Genomic DNA, 19770 nt, shown 5'->3' on the forward strand with positions numbered 1-19770 from the left:
GACGCTAGGACCGGTCGGCCGCGTCCTCCCAGGTCAGCGCCTCGGCCTGGGGATCACCGGGGTCCACGGTGCCGCTGTGGACAACCCGGTGGTCCGTCCGGAGCAGCTCGGCCACCGCCTCCCCGACGATCCGGTGCGCCGGCCAGCCCCAGTGGATGCCGTCGGGGTTGCCGTGCCCGCCGAGCACGTGCTCGACGACCAGCGGCGCCACCTCCAGCACCCGCACCTCCGCGTCCGCCGCCCACGCCCGCATCGCGGCGACGTGCGCGGTCCGACCCGTGTGCACCCCGCCGTAGAGCGGGGACCGGTGGACCGACGGCAGCAGCAGCACGACCGGGGCGTGCGGGCGCAGGGTGGTCACGGCGACCCGGATCCGCTCCAGACACCGCACCGTCTCCGCGGGCGGCAGCGCGGTGGGTCGCCCTCCGGTCAGCCGGACGAGCCGCGCGTGTCCGTGCCGGTACGCCCGTCGCGCCCGCGAGGACAGCCACGGCGGCCGCAGGACCGGCATGAGCTCCCGCACGGCCGTCGGGAGCGGCGAGGGCAGGGAGTCCATCCCACCGACCCCGAGCACCACGGCGTCGGCCGTGCGCACGGACGCCCACACCCGCGGATCGGTCCGTGTGGCGGTCCAGGCGTGCCGCGCCGTCCACCCGAGCCCGGCGTGCAGGTCGGCCCGCGTCCCGAGACACGACCCGGCGACCTGCGGCCACAGCCGTGGCTCGTCGACCGGGTGGGCGGTGCGGGGCCCGTGGAAGCTCAACGAGTCCCCGAGCACCAGCAGGCTCACGCCTCGGCGCCCCACCGGACGAGGCGCCAGCGGTCGACCCGGTGCTCCAGGACCGCGGTCCGGCAGTTGCCGAGCGGGGCGAGCGCGCCCCAGTGGTCGGTCGGCAGGCCGAGGAAGCCACAGGTCAGCGCGAGGATGACGCCGCCGTGGGCCACGAGCAGCGCGGTCCCGTCGAGGTCGGCGTCGAGCAGTTCCTGCACCACCGGGAGCGCCCGCTCGTACGCGTCGTGCCGGGACTCGCCCTCCGGCGGGCGGTAGTGCGGGTCGAGGCGCCAGGCGTCCAGCCCGCCGGGCCAGCCCGCGTCCACCTCGTCGTCGACGAGGCCCTGCCAGCGCCCGACGTCGGTCTCGCGCAGCCGCGGCTCCTTGCGGGGCTCGACGTCGAGCCCCTCGGTCGCGGCCGCCGCCGTCTGCCAGGCCCGGGTCTGGTCGGAGGCGACCACGACGACGGGTCCGAGCTCCCGGACGCCGGGTGCGGTCGCGTCGGCCTGCGCCTGCCCGGTCTCGTCGAGCGGCGGGTCGAGCCGCCCCTGCATGCGGCGCTCGGCGTTCCACGCGGTGCGCCCGTGCCGGAGCAGGACGATGCGGTTCAGCACCTCAGCTCACTCGGCGCTGCGCGGCAGCGAGACCTCGGCCGGCAGGTCGATGTGCGGGCAGTCCTTCCAGAGCCGCTCGAGGCCGTAGAAGTCGCGCTCGTCGGAGTGCAGCACGTGCACCACGACGTCGCCGAAGTCCAGGAGCACCCAACGCGCCTCCTGCGTGCCCTCGCGGCGCACGGGCTTGACGTCCTCGCCGCGCAGCTTCTCCTCGACGTTGTCGACGACCGCCTGCACCTGGCGCTCGTTGGGCGCGGAGGCGATGACGAAGCAGTCGGTGAGCGGGAGCCGTTCGGAGACGTCGATGGCGACGACGTCCTGGGCGAGCTTGTCGGCGGCGGCCAGGGCCGCGACCTCGGCCAGGCGGCGCGCGTGATCGGTGGCGGCCATCGCGGTGAGCTTACCGCCGCTGCGGTTTGACCGTCGGTGGTGGCGTTCATACTCCCGTCATGCAGGACGTCGCGAGCACGCAGACCTCGGCGTTCGGGGACGGGCTCGCCCAGGGCCCGGACCTCGAGGCCGCCGCCGAGACCGCCGTCGCCGCGGCCACCGCGCCGCTGCAGGGCCGGCGGCCCGACCTCATGTCGGTGTTCGTCTCGCACCCCGACCCCGACGTCGCGGCGGCGGTGGCACGCCAGGCCATGCAGATCGCCGGGGCCACCACCACGCTGGGCTGCCGCGCCTCCGGAGTGATCGGCGACGGTCGCGGCGTCGAGGACGCGCCCGCGGTCGCCGTGTGGGCGGCCGCGCTGCCCGGGGTGCGGGTCACGCCGTTCCACCTGCAGGCGGCCCGGCACGAGAGCGGCATCTCGGTCGGGGGCATGCCGGTCCCCGCGGAGGACGACGCGGTGGCCGTGCTGCTCGCCGACCCCTTCACGTTCCCCGCCCAGGGCTTCGTCGAGCAGTCGGGCCAGGCGCTGCCCGGGCTGCCCCTGGTCGGCGGCCTCGCCACCGCACCCGTCGGCAGCTCGGCGCTCGGCCCCGCGCGGCCCGGACCGGGCGGCGCGCGCCTCTTCCTCGACGGCGAGGTCCACGAGCGCGGCGCGGTCGGAGTGCTGCTCGGCGGCGACGTCGCGGTGCGCACGCTGGTCAGCCAGGGCTGCCGCCCGATCGGCCCGACGATGACCGTCACGGGCGCGCAGGGCTCGCAGCTCACCTCCCTCGCCGGGCAGCCGGCCTACCGCAAGCTCGAGGAGATCCTGCGCGAGCTCGGCGAGGAGGACTCGGCGCTGGCCATGCGCGGGCTGCACCTCGGCATCGCGATGGACGAGTACGCCGACGAGCACGGCCGCGGCGACTTCCTGGTCCGCGGCGTCGTCGGCGCCGACGAGGAGGCGGGGACGGTCGCCGTCGGGGACGTCGTGGAGGTCGGGCGCACCGTGCGCTTCCACGTCCGCGACGCGTCGACCGCCGGGGAGGACCTCGACGCCCTCATGGCCCTGACCGCCGACGACGCGCCCGCCGGAGGCGCCCTGCTGTTCTCCTGCACCGGTCGGGGACGGGTGATGTTCGGGGAGGACACCTCGCACGACGTCCGGGCGATCCGGCGCGGCCTCGCGCCCCGCGTGGCCGGGTTCTTCGCCGACGGCGAGATCGGGCCCGTCGCCGCGAAGAACCACCTCCACGGCTTCACCGCGTCGGTGCTCGCCTTCGGTTAGCGCTTCTGCGGGTAGATGGTCTCGCCGCGCTCGAGCATCGCCACGTACTCGGCGATGCGCCGGTCGCGGGTGCGGGTGGTCTTCAGCTGCCCGAGCCGGTGGGTGAGCGCGTACCGGTTCTGGCTGGTCAACGTCGCGAACATCGCCGAGGCCGCCGGCGAGGCCGCGATCGCGGCGGCCAGGTCGTCCGGCACGGTCGCGGTCGCCGGCCCCGCGTAGGCGGCGTCCCAACGACCGTCGGACTTCGCGCGCTCGACCTCGGCCAGGCCCGCCGCGTGCATCCGGCCCTCGTCGGTCAGGCGCAGGACGTGCCCCACGTTGCGGGCCGACCACGACGAGCGCGCCCGACGCGGGGTGAACCGCTGGAACGTCGTCCACTCGTCCCGACGGCGGGCCTGCCCGTCGATCCAGCCGAAGCACAGCGCCTCGTCGAGCGCCGTCGCGTGGGTCAGCCGCGTCGGGGGCTCCGGCAACGCCAGCGCCACCTTCTTCGCCAGGACGAGCCACACCCCGCTCGGATCGGTGTACTTCACCCCCAGCCAGGCGCGCCAGGCGTCGGCATCGGGGAGGAGGAGTTCCGGCTGTTCCACGGGTGACATTCTGACGATGCGGCGTCCCTGCCACTGGATGACAGCAACGACGCTTTCCTGCCACGAAGGCGGGGGGCTACCCCAGGTGCTCCAGCCGCGACGGCGAGCCGCCGTTGCGGTAGAGGCCACGCTTGGCGATGTACTGCACCACCCCGTCGGGCACCAGGTACCAGACCGGTTCGCCCTTGCCGACCCGCACGCGGCAGTCGGTCGACGAGATCGCCATCGCGGGCACCTCGATCAACGACACCGCACCCTTCGGCAGGTGGTCGGACACCAGCTCGAACCCGGGACGCGTGACGCCGACGAAGTGCGCGATCTCGAACATCTCGTCCGCGCGGTGCCAGGACAGGATCTGCTCGAGGGCGTCGGCACCGGTGATGAAGTAGAGCTCGTCGTCGGGGAAGACCTCGGCGAGGTCGCGCAGGGTGTCGACGGTGTAGGTGGGCCCGTCCCGGTCGACGTCCACGCGGCTGACCGTGAAGCGCGGGTTCGACGCGGTGGCCACGACCGTCATCAGGTAGCGGTCCTCGGCCGCCGTGACCTGCCCCTTCGACTTCTGCCACGGCTGCCCGGTGGGGACGAAGACCACCTCGTCGAGGTCGAAGCGCAGCGCCGCCTCGCTCGCGGCCACCAGGTGACCGTGGTGGATCGGGTCGAACGTCCCGCCCATCACCCCGACACGCATCAACGCCTCCGTGGAGCTCAGACCGGGAGCAGCCCGCCGACGACGCCGGCGAGCTGGGCCGCCGTGCGGCACTCGTGCATCGGCATGACCCGGCCGTACTCGATCGCCGCCGAGTCACCGGTCCCCCACTGCCGCTGCGGCTCGGGATTCAACCAGTGCGCGTGCCGGGCCCTCGCGACGACGGCGCGCAGGACCCCGAGCGCCGGGTCCTGGTGGTTGGTGCGGGCGTCGCCGAGGACGAGCAGCGCACTGCGGTCGGTCACGGCGTCGGGCCAGCGGTCGGCGAAGCGCTCGAACGCGCGGCCGTAGTCGGAGTGGCCGCTCCACGCGACGAGTCCGCGGCGGGAGTGGACCTCGGTGAGGATGTTCGCGAGGTCGGCCCCCGGGGTGAACAGGTCGGTCACCTCGACGCACCCGTCCACGAAGCAGAAGATCCGGATGCGGGAGAACTGCTCGCGCAGGGCCTGGACCAGCATCATCGTGAAGTGGCTGAAGCCGGCCACGGAACCGGAGACGTCGCAGAGCAGCACCAGCTCGGGGCGGCCCGGCCGCGGCCGGCGGTGCACCAGGTTCACCGGCACGCCGCCGGTCGACATCGAGCGGCGCAGGGTGCGGCGCATGTCGATCGGGCCGCGGTGCGCCCGACGCCGGCGGGCCGCGAGTCGCGTGGCGAGGTGGCGACCGAGCGGGGCGACCCGTCGTCGCAGGTCGGCAAGGGTGTCGGCGCCGGCGGAGAGGAAGTCGGTCTGCTCGGCCTGGCGCCGCACCCCGGTCCGGGCCGCCGCCTCCCGGCCGCGGATCTCGCTGCCGCGCCGGGTCGTCTCGCCCTGCACCATCCGGCGGAACTCGGCGATCCGCGCGCGGGTCTCGCGCCGTGCGACCTCCTCGGCGAACGGGCTGTCGGCGGCGTCGGCCTGACGGCGGCCGCGCAGCTCGGCGAGGACGCGCGCCAGCAGCGTCTCGGGCTTGACGCTGTTCAGCGCCTGGTAGGACGAGAAGCCCGACGGCGGGCCCTGGGCGCCGTCGCGCCCCTGTCCCCCGCTGCCGCCCGAGCCCGGACCGCGACCGGCGCCGAGGGTCCCCAGCCCGTCGACCACCGCGCGGGCGAGTTCGGAGAGGGCGGCCGTGTCGCCGTCGACGAGCAGCTCGGCGAGCAGGTCGCGCAGCGCGTCGATGTCGACCGAGCCGTCCTCGCTGTAGGGCAGCGCGACCTCGCCGAGCGCCGCGCCCTGCCCCAGCGGCCACCACAGCTCGAACAGCGCGTCGAAGGTCTGCCGCTGACCGCTGCGGCGCAGCAGGGCCGCGGCGAGCCCCTCCCGGAGCTGCTCGCGGCGCAGCAGGTCGATCTCCGCCATCACCGCGGCGGCGTCGACGGTCTCCCCGGGGCCGACGTCGACCTGGTGGCGGCGCAGGGCCTGCACGAAGTCGACGAGGTGGGCCGGGAGCCCGCGGTCCGGGGTCGTCGCGGTCATCAGTTCAGCCGCAGTTCCGAGGAGGCCTTGACCAGGTCCGCGCGGTGCTTGAGGACGACGCCGAGGCTCTGGCGGACCGCCTCGTCGTCGAGGGTGTCGAGGCCCAGCGCCACGAGCGTGCGCGCCCAGTCGATCGTCTCCGACACCGACGGCGCCTTGCGCAGCTCCAGCCCGCGCAGCACCCCGATGATGCGGACCAGCTCCTCGGCGAGCGCCTCCCCGAGCTGCGGGACGCGGGAGGCGACGATCCGGCGCTCGAGCTCGGCGTCCGGGAAGTCGAGGTGCAGGAACAGGCAGCGCCGCTTGAGGGCCTCGGACAGCTCGCGGGTGGCGTTCGAGGTGAGCAGCGTGAACGGCTTCTGCGTCGCGGTGATGGTGCCGAGCTCGGGGACGGTCACCTGGAAGTCGCCCAGCACCTCGAGCAGCAGGCCCTCGACCTCGACGTCGGCCTTGTCGGTCTCGTCGACGAGGAGCACCGTCGGCTCGTCGCGGCGGATGGCGGTGAGCAGCGGGCGGGTGAGGAGGAACTCCTCGGAGAACACGTCGTCGCGGGTGGCGTCCCAGTCCTGCCCCTGGCTGGCCTGGATGCGCAGCAGCTGCTTGGCGTGGTTCCACTCGTAGAGCGCGCGGGCCTCGTCGATGCCCTCGTAGCACTGCAGCCGCACGAGCCCCGCGTCGGTCGCCTCGGCCACCGCCCGCGCGAGCTCGGTCTTCCCGACGCCGGCCGGGCCCTCGACCAGCAACGGCTTGCCGAGCCGGTCGGCGAGGAAGACGGTCGTCGCGACGGCGTTCGAGGCGAGGTAGCCCACGTCGCCGAGGCGCGTGACGACGTCGTCGACGGAGTCGAAGAGAGTCGTCCGGCCGGTCGCGTCGCTGCCCACGGACCGCATCCTGCCCGGAGATCGACGAGTTGTCCCCCGCTGATCACGGGTCGCAGGCCACACCCGCCGTCGGGGACGGGCCGTCCGGGGTCACGACGGCGGGTGCTCCCACATCGTCGTGCGGAAGAGGTCGAGGTAGCCGAGCCGCCGGTAGACGCCGTGTCCGTCGTCGCTGGCGATCAGCACCGACGGCAGCTCCGGTGCCACGCCCGCGACCGCGGCGGTCAGGGCCGCGCCGTAGCCGCGGCGGCGCACGACGGAGGCCACCCAGTCCACCTCGACGACGCCGTGGTGGACCGCCGAGCCCGCCGTCGCGACCGGGCGGCCGTCGACGTAGCCGACACGCAGGTGCAGCAGGGACCCGGCGAGGGTGAGGTCGGCGATCGCCGGGGCGCCGACCTCCGCCAACCCGTACGCCTCGACGAGGACCGCCTCGAAGTCGGCGAGGGTCGTCGCGTCGCGCACCGGACGGATCTCCAGCCCGGAGGGCGCGGGCGGGAACGGCGCGGGGACCCGCAGCATGAGCGGCGGGTGACCGACGGGCACCAACCCGGCCAGACCCGGCGTCGGGAAGACGGAGAGCAGGACCCACCACCGGTCCGGCGGGTAGAACGCCCCCGCGGCGTCCAGCACCGCGGTCCACTCGTCGCCGAACAACGGGCGGGTGACGACGACGGCGTTGTCGTAGCCGAAGGGCGAGCGCAGGTCGACCATCCGCGCGCCCGCGGCCCACGCCTGCCGGCCGCCGGTGCGCTCGGCCATGGCCGTGATCCGGTCGGCGTAGGCGAGGACGAACCGGCGGGTGAGGCTGTCCTCCGCCGGCAGTCCGGACTCCCAGCCCGTCGTCAGGACCTCGCTCATCGCCCGAGTGTGGCCCAGGACACATCGATCAGGCGAACGCGCCCGAGTAGGCGTTGAGCGCCGGCTGCCCGCCGAGGTGGGCGTAGAGCACCGTCGAGCCACGGTCGATCTCCCCGCTCGTGACCAGGTCGACCAGCCCGGCCATTGACTTGCCCTCGTAGACCGGATCGAGGATCACGCCCTCCAGGCGGGCGGTGAGCTCGATCGCGGCGCGGGTGGAGTCGACCGGGATGCCGTAGCGCTCGCCGGCCCAGCCCTCGAGGACTGTGACCTCGTCCTCGCGCAGGTCGCGCTCGATGCCGATGAGCTTCGCGGTGTGGCGGGCGATGCGGTCGACCTGGTCGCGGGTCTTCGCGAGGGTCGCGGAGGCGTCGATGCCGATCACCCGGCGCGGCCGGTCGGTGTCCGCGAAGCCGGCGATCATCCCGGCGTGCGTCGAGCCGGTGACGGTGCAGACGACGATCGTGTCGAAGAAGACGCCGAGCGCCGCCTCCTGCTCCTCGACCTCGCGGGCCCACTGCGCGAACCCGAGGCCGCCCAGCGGGTGCTCCGAGGCCCCGGCGGGGATGCCGTAGGGGACGCCGCCCGCGTCGCGGACCTCCTGGAGCGCACGCTCGTAGGAGTCGCGCAGCCCGATGTCGAAGCCCGCCGGGTCCAGGCGGACGTCCGCGCCGAGGATGCGCGAGAGCAGGATGTTCCCGACCTTGTCGTTCACGCTGTCCGGCCAGTCGACCCAGCGCTCCTGGACGAGGCGGGCCTTCAGCCCGAGCTTCGCGGCGACCGCCGCGACCTGACGCGTGTGGTTGGACTGCACGCCGCCGATGGAGACGAGCGTGTCGGCGCCGCTCGCGAGCACGTCCGGGACGATGTACTCCAGCTTGCGGGTCTTGTTCCCGCCGTAGGCGAGGCCGGAGTTGACGTCCTCGCGCTTGGCCCAGACGTCCGCGCCTCCGAGGTGGGCGGTGAGCCGGTCGAGGCGGTGGACGGGGCTCGGACCGAAGAGCAGCGGGTGGCGGTCGAAGTCGTCGAGGGACACGGCGGTCTCCTAGGTGAGGGTGAGCCAGTTGGCGCGGGCCTCCCGGCCCGCCTCGTCGGCGTCGCCGGCCCGCAGGAGCTCGACGATCCGGGCGTGCTGGGCGACCGACGCGCGGCCGGTCAGGGACGCGAACCGCGTCCGCTCCATGCGGCGCAGCAGGGGCGTGACCTGGTCGAGGGTGTCGTGCAGCGCCCGGTTGGCGGCGACCTCGACGGGGACGCCGTGGAAGGCGTCGTCGGCGGCGACGGCGGCGTCGACGTCGTCGTCGTGCAGCGCCCGCTCGAACCGCTCGTTCGCGGCGGTCATGGCGCGCAGGTGCTCCTCGGTGAGGTGCGGGGCGGCGGACCGGGTGGCGAGCTCGTGCATCGCCGCGGCGACCTGGGCGGCGTCCCGCGCGGCCCGCTGGTCGAGCGGGCTGACGACGGTGGAACTGCCCGGCTTCACGACGACGAGGCCCGCGAGTTCCAGCCGGGCGATCGCCTCGCGGACGGGGGTGCGGCTGACGCCGAGCCACCGGCAGAGCTCGGCGTCGTGCAGGCGCTCCCCCGGTTCCAGCGTGCCCTCGACGATCGCGGCCCGCAGCCGGGCGAACACCTGGTCGCGCAGCGTGGTGCGTGCGGTCGCGGCGTCGGAGCTGGGTACCGGCATGCGATATATTGCATTCCAGATATGGCGGGATGTCAAGGACCGGCCCACGCTGTCGGACCCCTGTGCTTTCGTGGAGCCATGACCACCGCAGCCACCGATCTCCGGGCGGACGCCGAGGCCACCCTGCAGCGCCTGGCCGGGCCCGACGCCCGGCTGCGGGAGGACCAGTGGCGGGCGATCGAGGCGCTCGTCGCGCACGGGCGGCGGGCGCTGGTGGTGCAGCGCACCGGGTGGGGCAAGTCGGCGGTCTACTTCGTGGCCACGGCGCTGCTGCGGGCGCGCGGGAAGGGCCCGACGGTGATCGTCAGCCCGCTGCTCGCGCTGATGCGCAACCAGATCGAGGCGGCCGAGCGCGCGGGGATCCGGGCCGTGACGGTCAACTCGGCGAACACCGACGACTGGCAGGCCGTGTACGGCGAGGTCCGCGCCGGCGAGGTCGACGTGCTGCTCGTCAGCCCGGAACGGCTGAACAACCCGGAGTTCCGCGACCAGGTGCTCCCCGAGCTCTCGCGCACCGCGGGGCTGCTCGTGGTCGACGAGGCGCACTGCATCTCCGACTGGGGGCACGACTTCCGACCCGACTACCGGCGGCTCCGCACGTTGATCTCGGAGCTGCCCGACGGCGTGCCGGTCCTCGCCACCACGGCGACGGCGAACGACCGGGTCACCACCGACGTGGCCGACCAGCTCGGCGTCAGCGGCCAGGGCGACGGTGCGCTCGTGGTGCGCGGCGAGCTGGACCGCGAGTCGCTGCACCTCAACGTGCTGTCGCTGGCGAAGGGCGCCGACCGCTTCGCGTGGCTCGCGCAGCACCTCGACGAGCTCCCGGGCTCGGGGATCGTCTACACGCTCACGGTCAGCGCCGCCGACGAGCTCGCCGCGTTCCTGCGCGAGCGCGGCCACGCCGTCACCGCCTACACCGGGAAGACCGACCCGGCCGACCGCGAGCGCGCGGAGGACGACCTGCTGGCGAACCGGGTCAAGGCGCTCGTCGCCACGTCGGCGCTCGGGATGGGCTTCGACAAGCCCGACCTCGGCTTCGTCGTCCACCTCGGGGCACCGCAGTCGCCGGTCGCGTACTACCAGCAGATCGGCCGTGCCGGCCGTGGCGTGGAGCGCGCGGAGGTGCTCCTGCTGCCCGGGCCGGAGGACCGCGACATCTGGGCCTACTTCGCCTCGCTGGCCTTCCCCGGGGAGCCGCAGGTGCGGGTGGCGCTGTCGGTGCTCGGCGACGCGGGGCGCCCGCTGTCCACCGCCGCCCTGGAGCCGCGCGTCGAGCTGTCCCGCGGGCGCCTCGAGATGATGCTGAAGGTCCTCGACACCGACGGCGCGGTGAAGCGGGTGAAGGGTGGCTGGGAGGCCACCGGGCAGCCCTGGGAGTACGACGGCAAGCGCTACCTCGGCCTCGCGAAGGCGCGGCGCGCCGAGCAGCAGGCGATGCTCGACTACATCACCACCGACGGCTGCCGGATGGAGTTCCTGCGTCGCCAGCTCGACGACCCCGGCGCGCGCCCGTGCGGGCGGTGCGACAACTGCACCGGGAGGCACTACGACCCGTCGGTCGGCGAGGACGTCCGGGTGCAGGCCCAGGAGGTGCTCGACCGGCCGGGGGTGCCGCTCGCGCCCCGCAAGCAGTGGCCGAGCGGGATGGACGCCCTGGACGTCCCGCTCAAGGGGAAGATCAAGCCGGAGGAGGCCGCCGAGGAGGGCCGCGCCATCGGGCGGCTCACCGACGTCGGGTGGGGGCCGCGGCTGCGGCCGCTGCTGCGCGGCGACGACCTGGTGCCCGACGCGGTGGTGGACGCCGCCGTGGAGGTCCTCAAGGGGTGGGGCTGGTCGCAGCGGCCCAGCGGGATCGTGTGGCTGCCCAGCCGGGGCCGCCCGGCGCTCGTGGAGAGCTTCGCGCAGCGCATCGCGTCGATCGGCCGCCTGCCGCTGGTCGGGGCCCTCGCCGACGACGCGCCGCCGGTCTACTCCGACCCGGAGGACGACAGTGAGCCGGAGCCGCCGAACTCCGCCCAGCGCCTCGCCGAGGTGTACCGGCGGCTGTCCGTGCCCGACGGGCTCGACCCGGCCGCGCTGCAGGCGGGACCGGTGCTGCTGATCGACGACGTGTCCGACTCGGGCTGGACGCTCACCGTCGCGGCGATGCTGCTGCGCCGCGCGGGCGCCCCGGCGGTGCTGCCGCTGACCCTGGCGACGACGAACTGACGCGCCGGCGCCCGGTCTCTATCGTCAGCGCATGCGCGCCCGGACCCCGCTCCGCATCGTCGGCGTCGTCGCCGCCCTGCTCGGCCTGCTGTTCGCCCTGCAGGGCCTCGGCCTGGTCGGCGGCAGCTTCATGACCGGGCAGCGGCTCTGGCTGGTCATCGGGATCGTGCTCGTCGTCCTCGGGCTCCTCGTGGCGTCCGGCGGGCTGTTCCGCCGCGGCCCGCGCCGCTGAGGCGGCCCCTAGTCGTCCGGGCGCAGGATGCCGCGCTGGTAGGCCCGCACCAGCCGGCGCGGCACGCGGATCTCGCGCCCGTCGACCGTGATCGGCACGAGGTCCGGGGCCTCGGCCTTCCACTGCGAGCGGCGGGCGTGGGTGTTGGCGCGGGACATCCGACGCTTCGGGACAGCCATGCACGAGATGATAACCGTTACCAACAACGCCGGTCGGCGCGAGTGTCACGTGAGGCATGCCGAGCCACTCGCGAAGCTGCCCGGTGCACCGCTCGCGGCGGACGCAGACACCCCTCCCGGACACTGGACGGCACTCGATCATTCGGTGAGAGTGACCGGGCACCTGCACGGCCGGAGGAAAGGGACGACGTGGACACCCGCGCCAACACCGTGGACGGCGTCCTGCGCCGTAGCGCCCGCCGCACGCCCGACCGTCCGGCGCTGGTCTTCGACGACCGGACGTGGACCTACCGCGAGCTCGACGAGGCCACCACCCGCACGGCCGCCTGGCTGCGCGGGCTCGGCGTGGGCCAGGGCGACCGCGTCGCCACCTACGGCCGCAACTCCGACGCCTACGTGCTCAGCTTCCTCGGTGCCGCCCGCCTCGGCGCGGTGCACGTGCCCGTCAACTACGCGCTCACCGGCGAGGAGCTCGCGTACCTCGTCGACCAGTCCGGCTCGAAGGTCCTGATCGTCGACCCCGCGCTCGCCGGCCACGTCGACGCCCTCGACCGCCGGCCCGACCAGGTCGTCCCGATGCGGGACGCCCCCGGCAGCCTGCTCGACGCCGCGCGGACCGGGGCGGTGCCCGAGCTCGACGTCACCGTCGACGACGGCGACCTCGTCCAGCTGCTCTACACGAGCGGCACGACGTCGAAGCCCAAGGGCGCGATGATGACCCACCGCGGCCTCGTCCACCACTACGTCTCCTGCATCCACGCGCTGACGCTGGAGCAGGGCGACGACCCGCTGGTCTGCATGCCGATCTACCACTCGGCGGGCATGCACGTGTTCACGCTGCCCTACCTCGCGGTCGGCGCGACGGTGCGGATGATGGAGGCCCCGGACGTCCCGGAGATCCTCCGCCGCGTGGAGGCCGAGCGCATCGGGTCGCTGTTCCTCGCCCCCACGGTGTGGGTGCCGGCCGTGAACCACGCCGACTTCGCGACGCGGGACCTCTCCAGCCTCCGCAAGGCCCACTACGGCGCGTCGATCATGCCCGGCCCGATCCTCGCGCGGCTGCGCGAGCGACTGCCGGAGCTCGGCGTCTACAACTGCTTCGGCCAGTCCGAGATCGGACCGCTCGCCACCGTCCTGCAGCCCGAGGAGCACGACGAGCGCCCGGAGTCCTGCGGGCGGCCGGTCCTGTTCGTCGAGCTGCGGGTGATCGACGAGAACGGCGACGACGTCGCCCCCGGCGAGTCGGGCGAGGTCGTGTACCGCTCGCCCCAGCTCTGCGAGGGCTACTGGGACAAGCCCGAGGAGACCGCGGAGGCGTTCCGGGATGGCTGGTTCCACTCCGGCGACCTCGTCCGCATCGACGAGCAGGGCTTCATCACCGTCGTCGACCGGATCAAGGACGTCATCAACACCGGCGGCATCCTCGTCGCGTCCCGCGAGGTGGAGGACGCGCTCTACACCCACGAGGCGGTCGCCGAGGTCGCCGTGATCGGGACGCCCGACGACCGGTGGATCGAGGCGGTCACGGCGTTCGTCGTGCTGCGCCCCGAGCACGCCGACGGGTTCGAGCCGGCCGCCCTCGTCGAGCACGCACGGGGCCGGCTCGCGAAGTACAAGGTGCCGAAGTCCGTGCACCTGATCGAGGAACTGCCGCGCAACCAGTCGGGCAAGCTCCTCAAGCGGGTCCTGCGGGACACGGTGTGACGGCGCCCGCGGCCCGCCGCGGGAACTGGTTCACCCGTGGTGGCTGGTGGTTCCTCGTCCACGTGCTGAGCCTGGGCGTGCTGGCGGCGGTGCCCTTCACCCACGCCGCCACGGTCAGCCGCCGTCGGGCGCACGCCGCGCTCGCCGCCGCCGTCACCGTCGGCACGGTGCTCTGGATCGTGCTGGCCGCCTCGGCTCCGCGCGACAGCACGGGCCGCGCGTACGGCCCGGTCAACGCGATCGCGGCCCTGGTCTTCTTCCTCCTCCTGGTCGGCGGGGTCGCCGCTCTCATCGTGCTCCGACGGCAGGTCTACGGCGCGGGCGCACCGGCCACCGACCCCGCCCTCGCCCGGGCGCTCGCGGGACGGCAGCGCCGCACCGAGGCGCGGCGCCTGGTCGCCGAGGACCCCCTGCTCGCCCGCGAGCTACGCATCGGCCGCCCGGACCTGCCGCGCGAGTACGACGACGGCGGGCTCGTCGACCTCAACGCGGCCCCGGCCCCGGCCATCGCCGACGTCTGCGGACTCGACCCCACCCACGCGGGACGCATCGTGCAGGCCCGCCAGGCCGCGGGGCGGTTCGGGTCCGTCGAGGACGTCTTCTCCTGGACCGAGCTCCCCGTGGAGACGTGGGACCGCATACGTGATCGCGCCGTGACGCTCTGAGCGACACGCCGGTACCCGGGACCACGCGACCCGGATGAGTGACTCCTGAGAGCGTTTCGTACGGTCGGGGGATCGACCTCACGAGCCTCCCCGCCCGTCGTCGGGGAACCGGACTGCGCACGGCGGTCCTCGACCTGCGCGACGCCGCCACCGCGATCCCCCGGACCGTCGCCGTCCCGGTGGCGGTCGGGCTGTCGACGGCGCTCGCGACCGTGCTCGCCCTCGCCCTGCGGATCGGGCTGGTCACGCTGCCGGGGCTCGGCGGCGGGCTGATCGGCGCCGGGGACAACGGGGACGCGTTCCGGCTGTTCTGCACCGCGGGCCTCACCCCGGACACCCCGTCCCGGGTCTCGCTCTGGCGGGGCGTGGTGGTCACCGCCTTCACCTCCGGCGCCCAGCCCTGCACCGCCGCGCCGTCCTCGTCGGCGTTCCTGCTGGGCCTGGTGGTCCCGGGCGGTCCGGCGACGTGGTCCCTGACCGCCTACGCGTGGCTGCTCGCGGGCCTCGCCGCCGGCGTCGTCGGGATCGGGGCGGCGACCCTGGCCACGGTGCGCCCGTGGCGGGCGGTGCTCGTGGTGGTCCCGCTGGTCGGGCTGCTCGGCGTCTCGTGGTGGACGCGCTTCCTGGTCTCGCTCTACGCCGAGCCGACCGCGCTGGTGGCCGCCGTCGCGGTCCTCGTCGGGCTGCTCGTCGTCGCCGGGACCCGGCCCGAGCACCGGAACCAGCGCCTCGTCGCCCTCGCGCTGCTCGGGCTCGGGGGGCTCCTCGGGGCGACCTCGAAGCCCGGGTTCGTGCCGATCGGCCTGGTCGCCGCGGCCTGCGCCGCGCTGGTGGTCGTCCGGTCGCGGTCCCGACGGCAGGTGTGGCGGCTCGCCGGGCCGCTGGTCGCGGTGGCGCTGCTGGCCGGATCCGCGTACCCGGTGAGCGCCGCGATCGAGGGCCAGGAGCGCACGTACGCGCCGGTCAACGCCCACAACCTGATCTTCACCGCGGTCATGCCCGAGGTCGGGCCGGACGTCGTCGTCCCGGCCCTGGGCCTGCCTCCCGGCGCGGCCGCCCACTCCGGCGAGGGCTACTACTGGGCCGGCGGCCTCGGCATCCCGGGCTGGGCGACGGCCGTCGGCGACCGGCCCGACGAGGCCCGCGCCACCGCCCGCACGCTGCTGCTCGAGCACCCCGGGGCGTTCGCGACGATGGTCGGGCGCGGCCTCACCGCCACCCTGCGGCCCCAGCTGACCTACCTGCCGTCGGAACCCTTCGGCACCGCTCCCGAGCACTTCGAGGGCCGGACGGTCTACCCCGAGGCGGGCCCGCAGACGAGCCTGCTCGTCCGGTGGCTGGACGCCATCCCGCTCGGCTGGCTGCCGCTCGCCCTCGTCGTCACGGCGCTCGCGGCGGCCGCCGCGACGGTGCTCCCCCGGGTGCGGCGGGGCGACCCGCTGGTCGTCGGGCTGGTCCGCGTCGCCGGCGCGGCGGCGCTGCTCGGGCTCGGCATCGTCACCCTCGCGGTCGCCGGCGACGGCTACTACGAGCTCTCCAAGCACGTCTGGCTCGGCTCGTACCTGTTCCTGACGGCGGGTGTCACCGGTCTGGCTGCCGTGGTCGCCGCGGCGACGGCCCGGTTCCGCCGCCGCGCCTGACGCCTCAGGACCGGACGTAGGTCCGGGTCCCGATGATCGTCGTCCCGGCCGGCAACTGCGCCATCCCGGGGTTCGGCCCGTCGGGTCCGCCCTTGTCGATCTGGTACTGCAGCAGGGCGTTGCTGGCCGCGGCGTCGGCGAAGAACAGGTCGATGCGGTACGTCGCGGTGTCGGGGTCGAACTGGCGGCCGAGGTAGTACTGCCCGCAGTCGAAGGTCTCGTCGGTGCGGGTGACGCACGGCTTGTCCTGCGGGAAGAAACGCCCGGTGCCCGGGTCGAACGTGGTCGCCCACAGCAGGGTGCCCTCGGGCAGCCCGTTGTAGCTGCCGCCCGTGCGGAAGGTCTTCGGCACCGTGGTGGTGACGGGATCGAGGATCGTCGCGGAGGCCGGCTCCCGCGGCCCGGGCCACGTCGCCAGGGCCACCGCGCCCAGCGCCACACCGGCGCCGAGCAGCAGGGAGACCACGGCGACGAGCGCCACCGGCACCCGACGTCGGGAGGACGGTGCGGGCTGCGGCGCCGGAGCGGGCCGCTCGGGCGCGACGACGGCGCGCGGCGCCGCCTCGGCCGCCCAGGGCGGCGGGTCCGCGGTCACCGCCTCGCCGGCGCGACGACGGGTCTCGAGGTCGTGCAGGTGCGCCCAGTAGGCGCTCCACGACTCGACCTCGTCGTCGTCCGCCCCGGCCGCCCGCAGCACCGCCCGCACGAGCGGCAGGTCGGGGAACGTCTCCCCGCGCAGCGCCTTCGCGAGGGCCGAGCGGCTCAGTCGGACGTTCTCCGGGAACCGCGCGAGGATCGTGTCGAGCGTCGGTTCCCCGAGTTCGGTCAGTGCGGCGCGCAGCCAGTGCGCCAGCTCCCGGCGCGGTGTGCCGTCGCGTTCCACCCGTGTGGGCCGCCGTCCCGGTTCCCCCCGTCGCGGCCCCTCCCCCTGCTCCCCCATGGGTTGTCACTATGCCGCACGCGTGGGAGAGAAATACCTGGTCGGGCGGGCCTTCGTGTCGACCTTTTCGGCGCGGGTGGCGCGCGACCCGATCTTCTCGGTATCTCTGTGCGGGACGGCGCGAGGGGGGACGGGCCGTCAACCGTGGCCGGCTCCGGCCGGCCACGGCCGCTGGGGGGGAGCGGCCGGGCACCACGGTGCCCGGCCGTGGCCCGCGTCAGGCGGGCTGGGGCACCGCGTCCGACCCCGACTCCTCGGTGCGCTCCTCCAGCAGACCCTCCTGGGCGGCGACGAGCGTCGGCACCGTGATCTGCCCGGCGACGTTCGTGGCGGTCCGCATCATGTCCATGATCGGGTCGATCCCGATGATCACCGCGATGCCGGCCGCGATCACCGCGGGCGGCATGCCCACGGCGGCCAGGGTCAGCGTGAGCATGGTGAACCAGCCGGTGGTCCCCGCCGTCGCGAGGGCCCCGAAGACGGCCACCGCGGCGATCACCACGTACTGCCACACCGCGAGCGGCATCCCGGCGAGGTGCGCGATGAAGATGGTGGCGAGCGCCGGGTACACGGCGGCGCAGCCGTCCATCTTCGTGGTCGAGCCCAGCGGCACCGCGAAGCCCGCGTAGTTGCGCTCGACGCCGAGGTCGATCGCGGCCTGGCGGGAGAAGGGCAGCGAGGCGCCCGAGGAGCGGGAGACGAAGGCGAACTGCAGGGTCGGCCAGGTCACGCCGAAGAAGCGGCGCGGGCCGATGCCGGCGACGAGGCGCAGCAGCACCGGGTAGACGACGAACAGCACCAGTGCGCACCCGAGGTAGACGGTGCCGATCAGGCCGAAGAGCGAGCCGACCACGCCGCTGCCGTACGTCGCGAACGCGTTGCCGATGAGGCCGAGCACGCCGATGGGGGCGAGCACGATGATGCCGCGGATGACGGTCAGGACGATCTCGAAGGCCGACCGCGAGAACGCGACGAACGGCTCGGCCTTCTCCCCGAGGGCGTAGGCGGCCGCGCCCACGAGCAGCGCCGCCACGACCACCTGGAGGACGTTGTTCTCGGCGAACGCCGCGAGCGGATTGGCCGGCACGAGATCGGTGAGGAAGGCGCTCCAGGAGCCGGCCGTGCGGCCCTCGACCTTCGCGAGGTCGGCGGGGTCGGCGGTCAGCGACAGACCCTCGCCCGGGCGGAACACCAGGCCGATCGCGAGGCCGACGACCACGGCGATGAGCGACGTGCCGGCGAACCAGGCGACGGTGCGCCCGCCCAGCCGGGCCGCGGTGCGGCCGCCGCCGAGGTCCCGGAGGCTGACGATGCCCACGACGATCGCGAGGAACACCAGCGGCGCCACCGTGAACTGCAGCAGGTTCGTGAACACGGTGCCGATGGTGTCGAGCGTCGAGGCGAGCCAGTCGGCCCCGGAGACGCGGGCCACGATCCCGAGCAGGGCGCCGAGCACGAGCCCGGCGAGGGTGAGGAGGGCGAACACGCGGGGCGCCTTCCAGGCGCGTGCGGCTCGGACGACGAGGGACAACGGGGTTCCTTTGCGGACGACGGGTCGGGACGGGGTCAGGGGCGACAGCCGCTGACCACCCGACGGCCCAGGTCGATGACCCGCCGTCGCACCAGGTACGTACCTCTCCCGCGCACGAGCACCACAACGCCCGCGTCGCGCACGGTGTTCCTGCCGTGTGGCGACTACCTCAGCCCGACGGCCGTGGACGCCGGGACCACCACGAACTGCCGCAGCACGAGGTCGGTGAACACCACCGGGCCGCGCGGGCCGGGCACGTGGTCGACGTTGATGCCGGTCTCGGGCACGCGGCGCAGCTTGAACCCGTCGAGGAGGCGGGTGGTGGCGTTCCAGAAGGCGCCGGTGCCCGCGTAGGTGTCGAGGAACGTGCGCGCCGCCGCCTCGTCCGCGGAGACCACGGTGGCCGCCAGCCCCGAGGTCTCGCGGTTGGCGATCGCGGCGGCGTCGGCCGGTCCGGACGCGGGCGCCACCGTCACCGTCGCCTCGTGCCCGTCGTCGAGGGCCCACTCGTGCCCGAGGGCGTGCTCGTGCGGCGGCAGCGAGGCGGTGACCCCGGCGTCGGCGAGCAGCTTGACCAGGATCGGCGTCACCGTGTCCCACTGCGGGGCGTCCACGAGCAGCAGGTTCAGCCGGTTGCACACCCCGAGCCGGTCGACCGAATCCGTGACGAGCTTCGCCGCCAGGTCGGGATCGGCCGCCCGGTCGACGTAGAGGACCCCGCCACCGTCGGCGTGGGCGAGCGTCCGCACCCCGTGCTGCGCCGCCTCCAGGCCCAGCGACCGGGTGGTCTCCCCCGAGCCACGGAGGATCACCAGCGGGATCAGGCCCGGGCGGCGCACCAGTTCGACCGCGCACTCCCGGCTCGCGTCGCCGACCAGCGTCACCGCGTCCGCCGGCAGCCCGGCCGCCGCGAGGGCCGGCCCCACGACGTCCGCCATCAGCGCGCTCGCCGACGCCAGCGCCGCGCCGCCGGTGCGCAGCACGCCCGCGTTCCGCGACTTGACCAGCTGCGAGGCCACGTCGACCACCACGTTCGGGCGGGCCTCGAAGTTCGCGCCGATCACCCCGACCGGTCGGCGCCGCTCGATCAGCCGCAGCCCGTCCGGGCGCTCCTCGACCACCGTGTCCCGGGGCGGCACCGGCACGTCGGCGAGGATGCGCAGCGACTCGGCCATCGTCGCCAGCCGCCCCTCGTCGAGGCGCAGCCGGTCGAGCAGGGCGCCCGTCATCCCGGCGTCCTGCGCGGCGGCGAGGTCGGCGGCGTTCGCGACGGCGAGCGTGGGGGCCTTCGACACGAGCAGGTCGGCCATCCCCCGCAGCGCGGTGGCGATCTGCGCGTCGTCCGCGGCCGCCATCGCCGGTGCGGCGGCGGCCGCGCGCTCGCCGCAGTCGGTCACGATGTCGGCGGGAGTGCTCATCGGCCCAGTATGCCGATCTCGGCACGGCGG

General features: G+C 74.6%; 20 protein-coding genes. 6 read left to right on the top strand and 14 right to left on the bottom strand.

The genetic code is table 11. The annotated features are described in order from the left end of the window. Window positions 1-4: 4 nt before the first annotated feature. From octT to rsfS, 3 genes are read right to left on the bottom strand one after another with little or no spacing between them, the layout of a single operon-like run. Window positions 5-790, bottom strand: coding sequence for a diglucosylglycerate octanoyltransferase (octT, locus tag LN037_RS06400; protein WP_230750917.1), 786 nt, complete (start codon window positions 788-790; stop codon window positions 5-7). After that, window positions 787-1386, bottom strand: a complete 600-nt coding sequence (locus LN037_RS06405; protein WP_230750919.1) for a histidine phosphatase family protein — start codon at window positions 1384-1386, stop codon at window positions 787-789. The genes octT and LN037_RS06405 overlap by 4 nt, the downstream gene beginning before the upstream one ends. A 6-nt stretch (window positions 1387-1392) precedes the next feature. Beyond that, window positions 1393-1776: a ribosome silencing factor gene (gene rsfS / locus LN037_RS06410; RefSeq protein WP_230750922.1), complete on the bottom strand. Its 384-nt coding sequence runs from the start codon at window positions 1774-1776 to the stop codon at window positions 1393-1395. Window positions 1777-1835: 59 nt separating this feature from the next. Here rsfS and LN037_RS06415 point away from each other — a divergent pair, with 59 nt between their 5' ends. After that, window positions 1836-3044, top strand: a complete 1209-nt coding sequence (locus LN037_RS06415) for an FIST signal transduction protein (RefSeq protein ID WP_230750925.1) — start codon at window positions 1836-1838, stop codon at window positions 3042-3044. Here the strand turns inward: LN037_RS06415 and LN037_RS06420 are convergent. The 7 genes from LN037_RS06420 to LN037_RS06450 all read right to left on the bottom strand — a co-directional run bounded on the left by LN037_RS06420 (window position 3041) and on the right by LN037_RS06450 (window position 9220). Next, the gene (locus LN037_RS06420; protein ID WP_230750927.1) at window positions 3041-3634 is read right to left on the bottom strand and encodes a YdeI/OmpD-associated family protein; all 594 of its coding nucleotides are present in this window, start codon (window positions 3632-3634) and stop codon (window positions 3041-3043) included. The two genes, LN037_RS06415 and LN037_RS06420, sit on opposite strands and share 4 nt — an antisense overlap. A 76-nt stretch (window positions 3635-3710) precedes the next feature. Then, a complete protein-coding gene (gene nadD, locus LN037_RS06425) occupies window positions 3711-4322 on the bottom strand; it encodes a nicotinate-nucleotide adenylyltransferase (RefSeq protein ID WP_230750929.1) in 612 nt (203 codons plus the stop codon). A 17-nt stretch (window positions 4323-4339) separates the two neighbouring features. Further along, window positions 4340-5794 carry a VWA domain-containing protein gene (locus LN037_RS06430; RefSeq protein WP_230750931.1) on the bottom strand — a complete coding sequence of 485 codons (1455 nt, stop codon included), beginning with the start codon at window positions 5792-5794 and terminating at the stop codon, window positions 4340-4342. Beyond that, on the bottom strand, window positions 5794-6675 hold the full coding sequence (locus LN037_RS06435; RefSeq protein ID WP_230750933.1) for an AAA family ATPase: 882 nt from the start codon (window positions 6673-6675) through the stop codon (window positions 5794-5796). The genes LN037_RS06430 and LN037_RS06435 overlap by 1 nt, the downstream gene beginning before the upstream one ends. Window positions 6676-6765: 90 nt before the next feature. Beyond that, on the bottom strand, window positions 6766-7536 hold the full coding sequence (locus LN037_RS06440; RefSeq protein ID WP_230750934.1) for a GNAT family N-acetyltransferase: 771 nt from the start codon (window positions 7534-7536) through the stop codon (window positions 6766-6768). A 28-nt stretch (window positions 7537-7564) separates the two neighbouring features. Next, entirely contained in the window at window positions 7565-8572 is a 1008-nt protein-coding gene (locus LN037_RS06445; protein ID WP_230750936.1) for a 1-aminocyclopropane-1-carboxylate deaminase, read from the bottom strand. Window positions 8573-8581: 9 nt separating this feature from the next. Beyond that, window positions 8582-9220, bottom strand: coding sequence for a GntR family transcriptional regulator (locus LN037_RS06450; RefSeq protein WP_230750938.1), 639 nt, complete (start codon window positions 9218-9220; stop codon window positions 8582-8584). A gap of 78 nt (window positions 9221-9298) precedes the next feature. On the opposite strand from LN037_RS06450, the gene LN037_RS06455 reads away from it, so the two are divergent. Together LN037_RS06455 and LN037_RS06460 are read left to right on the top strand one after the other, a co-directional pair. Next, entirely contained in the window at window positions 9299-11431 is a 2133-nt protein-coding gene (locus tag LN037_RS06455) for a RecQ family ATP-dependent DNA helicase (RefSeq protein ID WP_230750940.1), read from the top strand. A 31-nt stretch (window positions 11432-11462) separates the two neighbouring features. Beyond that, complete coding sequence (locus LN037_RS06460) at window positions 11463-11663, top strand: hypothetical protein (RefSeq protein WP_230750942.1); 201 nt, start codon at window positions 11463-11465, stop codon at window positions 11661-11663. An 8-nt stretch (window positions 11664-11671) separates the two neighbouring features. On the opposite strand, the gene rpmF is transcribed toward LN037_RS06460, so the two are convergent. Continuing rightward, complete coding sequence (rpmF, locus tag LN037_RS06465) at window positions 11672-11842, bottom strand: 50S ribosomal protein L32 (RefSeq protein WP_230750944.1); 171 nt, start codon at window positions 11840-11842, stop codon at window positions 11672-11674. 189 nt (window positions 11843-12031) lie between these two features. On the opposite strand from rpmF, the gene LN037_RS06470 reads away from it, so the two are divergent. From LN037_RS06470 to wsfD, 3 genes are read left to right on the top strand one after another with little or no spacing between them, the layout of a single operon-like run. After that, window positions 12032-13546 carry a fatty acyl-CoA synthetase gene (locus LN037_RS06470; protein WP_230750946.1) on the top strand — a complete coding sequence of 505 codons (1515 nt, stop codon included), beginning with the start codon at window positions 12032-12034 and terminating at the stop codon, window positions 13544-13546. Continuing rightward, complete coding sequence (locus LN037_RS33430; protein ID WP_230750948.1) at window positions 13543-14211, top strand: helix-hairpin-helix domain-containing protein; 669 nt, start codon at window positions 13543-13545, stop codon at window positions 14209-14211. Before LN037_RS06470 ends, LN037_RS33430 begins: the two co-directional genes overlap by 4 nt. Before the next feature lie 38 nt (window positions 14212-14249). After that, a complete protein-coding gene (gene wsfD / locus LN037_RS06480) occupies window positions 14250-15851 on the top strand; it encodes a glycan biosynthesis hexose transferase WsfD (protein WP_230750950.1) in 1602 nt (533 codons plus the stop codon). A 4-nt stretch (window positions 15852-15855) separates the two neighbouring features. Here the strand turns inward: wsfD and LN037_RS06485 are convergent, their stop codons facing one another. The 3 genes from LN037_RS06485 to LN037_RS06495 all read right to left on the bottom strand — a co-directional run bounded on the left by LN037_RS06485 (window position 15856) and on the right by LN037_RS06495 (window position 19740). Next, window positions 15856-16791 carry a hypothetical protein gene (locus LN037_RS06485; protein ID WP_230750952.1) on the bottom strand — a complete coding sequence of 312 codons (936 nt, stop codon included), beginning with the start codon at window positions 16789-16791 and terminating at the stop codon, window positions 15856-15858. Window positions 16792-17008: 217 nt separating this feature from the next. Next, window positions 17009-18322: a dicarboxylate/amino acid:cation symporter gene (locus LN037_RS06490; protein WP_230750954.1), complete on the bottom strand. Its 1314-nt coding sequence runs from the start codon at window positions 18320-18322 to the stop codon at window positions 17009-17011. Window positions 18323-18486: 164 nt separating this feature from the next. Then, window positions 18487-19740 carry an aldehyde dehydrogenase family protein gene (locus LN037_RS06495; protein WP_230750956.1) on the bottom strand — a complete coding sequence of 418 codons (1254 nt, stop codon included), beginning with the start codon at window positions 19738-19740 and terminating at the stop codon, window positions 18487-18489. Between the last annotated feature and the right edge of the window lie 30 nt (window positions 19741-19770).

This window comes from Actinomycetospora soli (assembly GCF_021026295.1).
GTDB lineage: Bacteria > Actinomycetota > Actinomycetes > Mycobacteriales > Pseudonocardiaceae > Actinomycetospora > Actinomycetospora soli.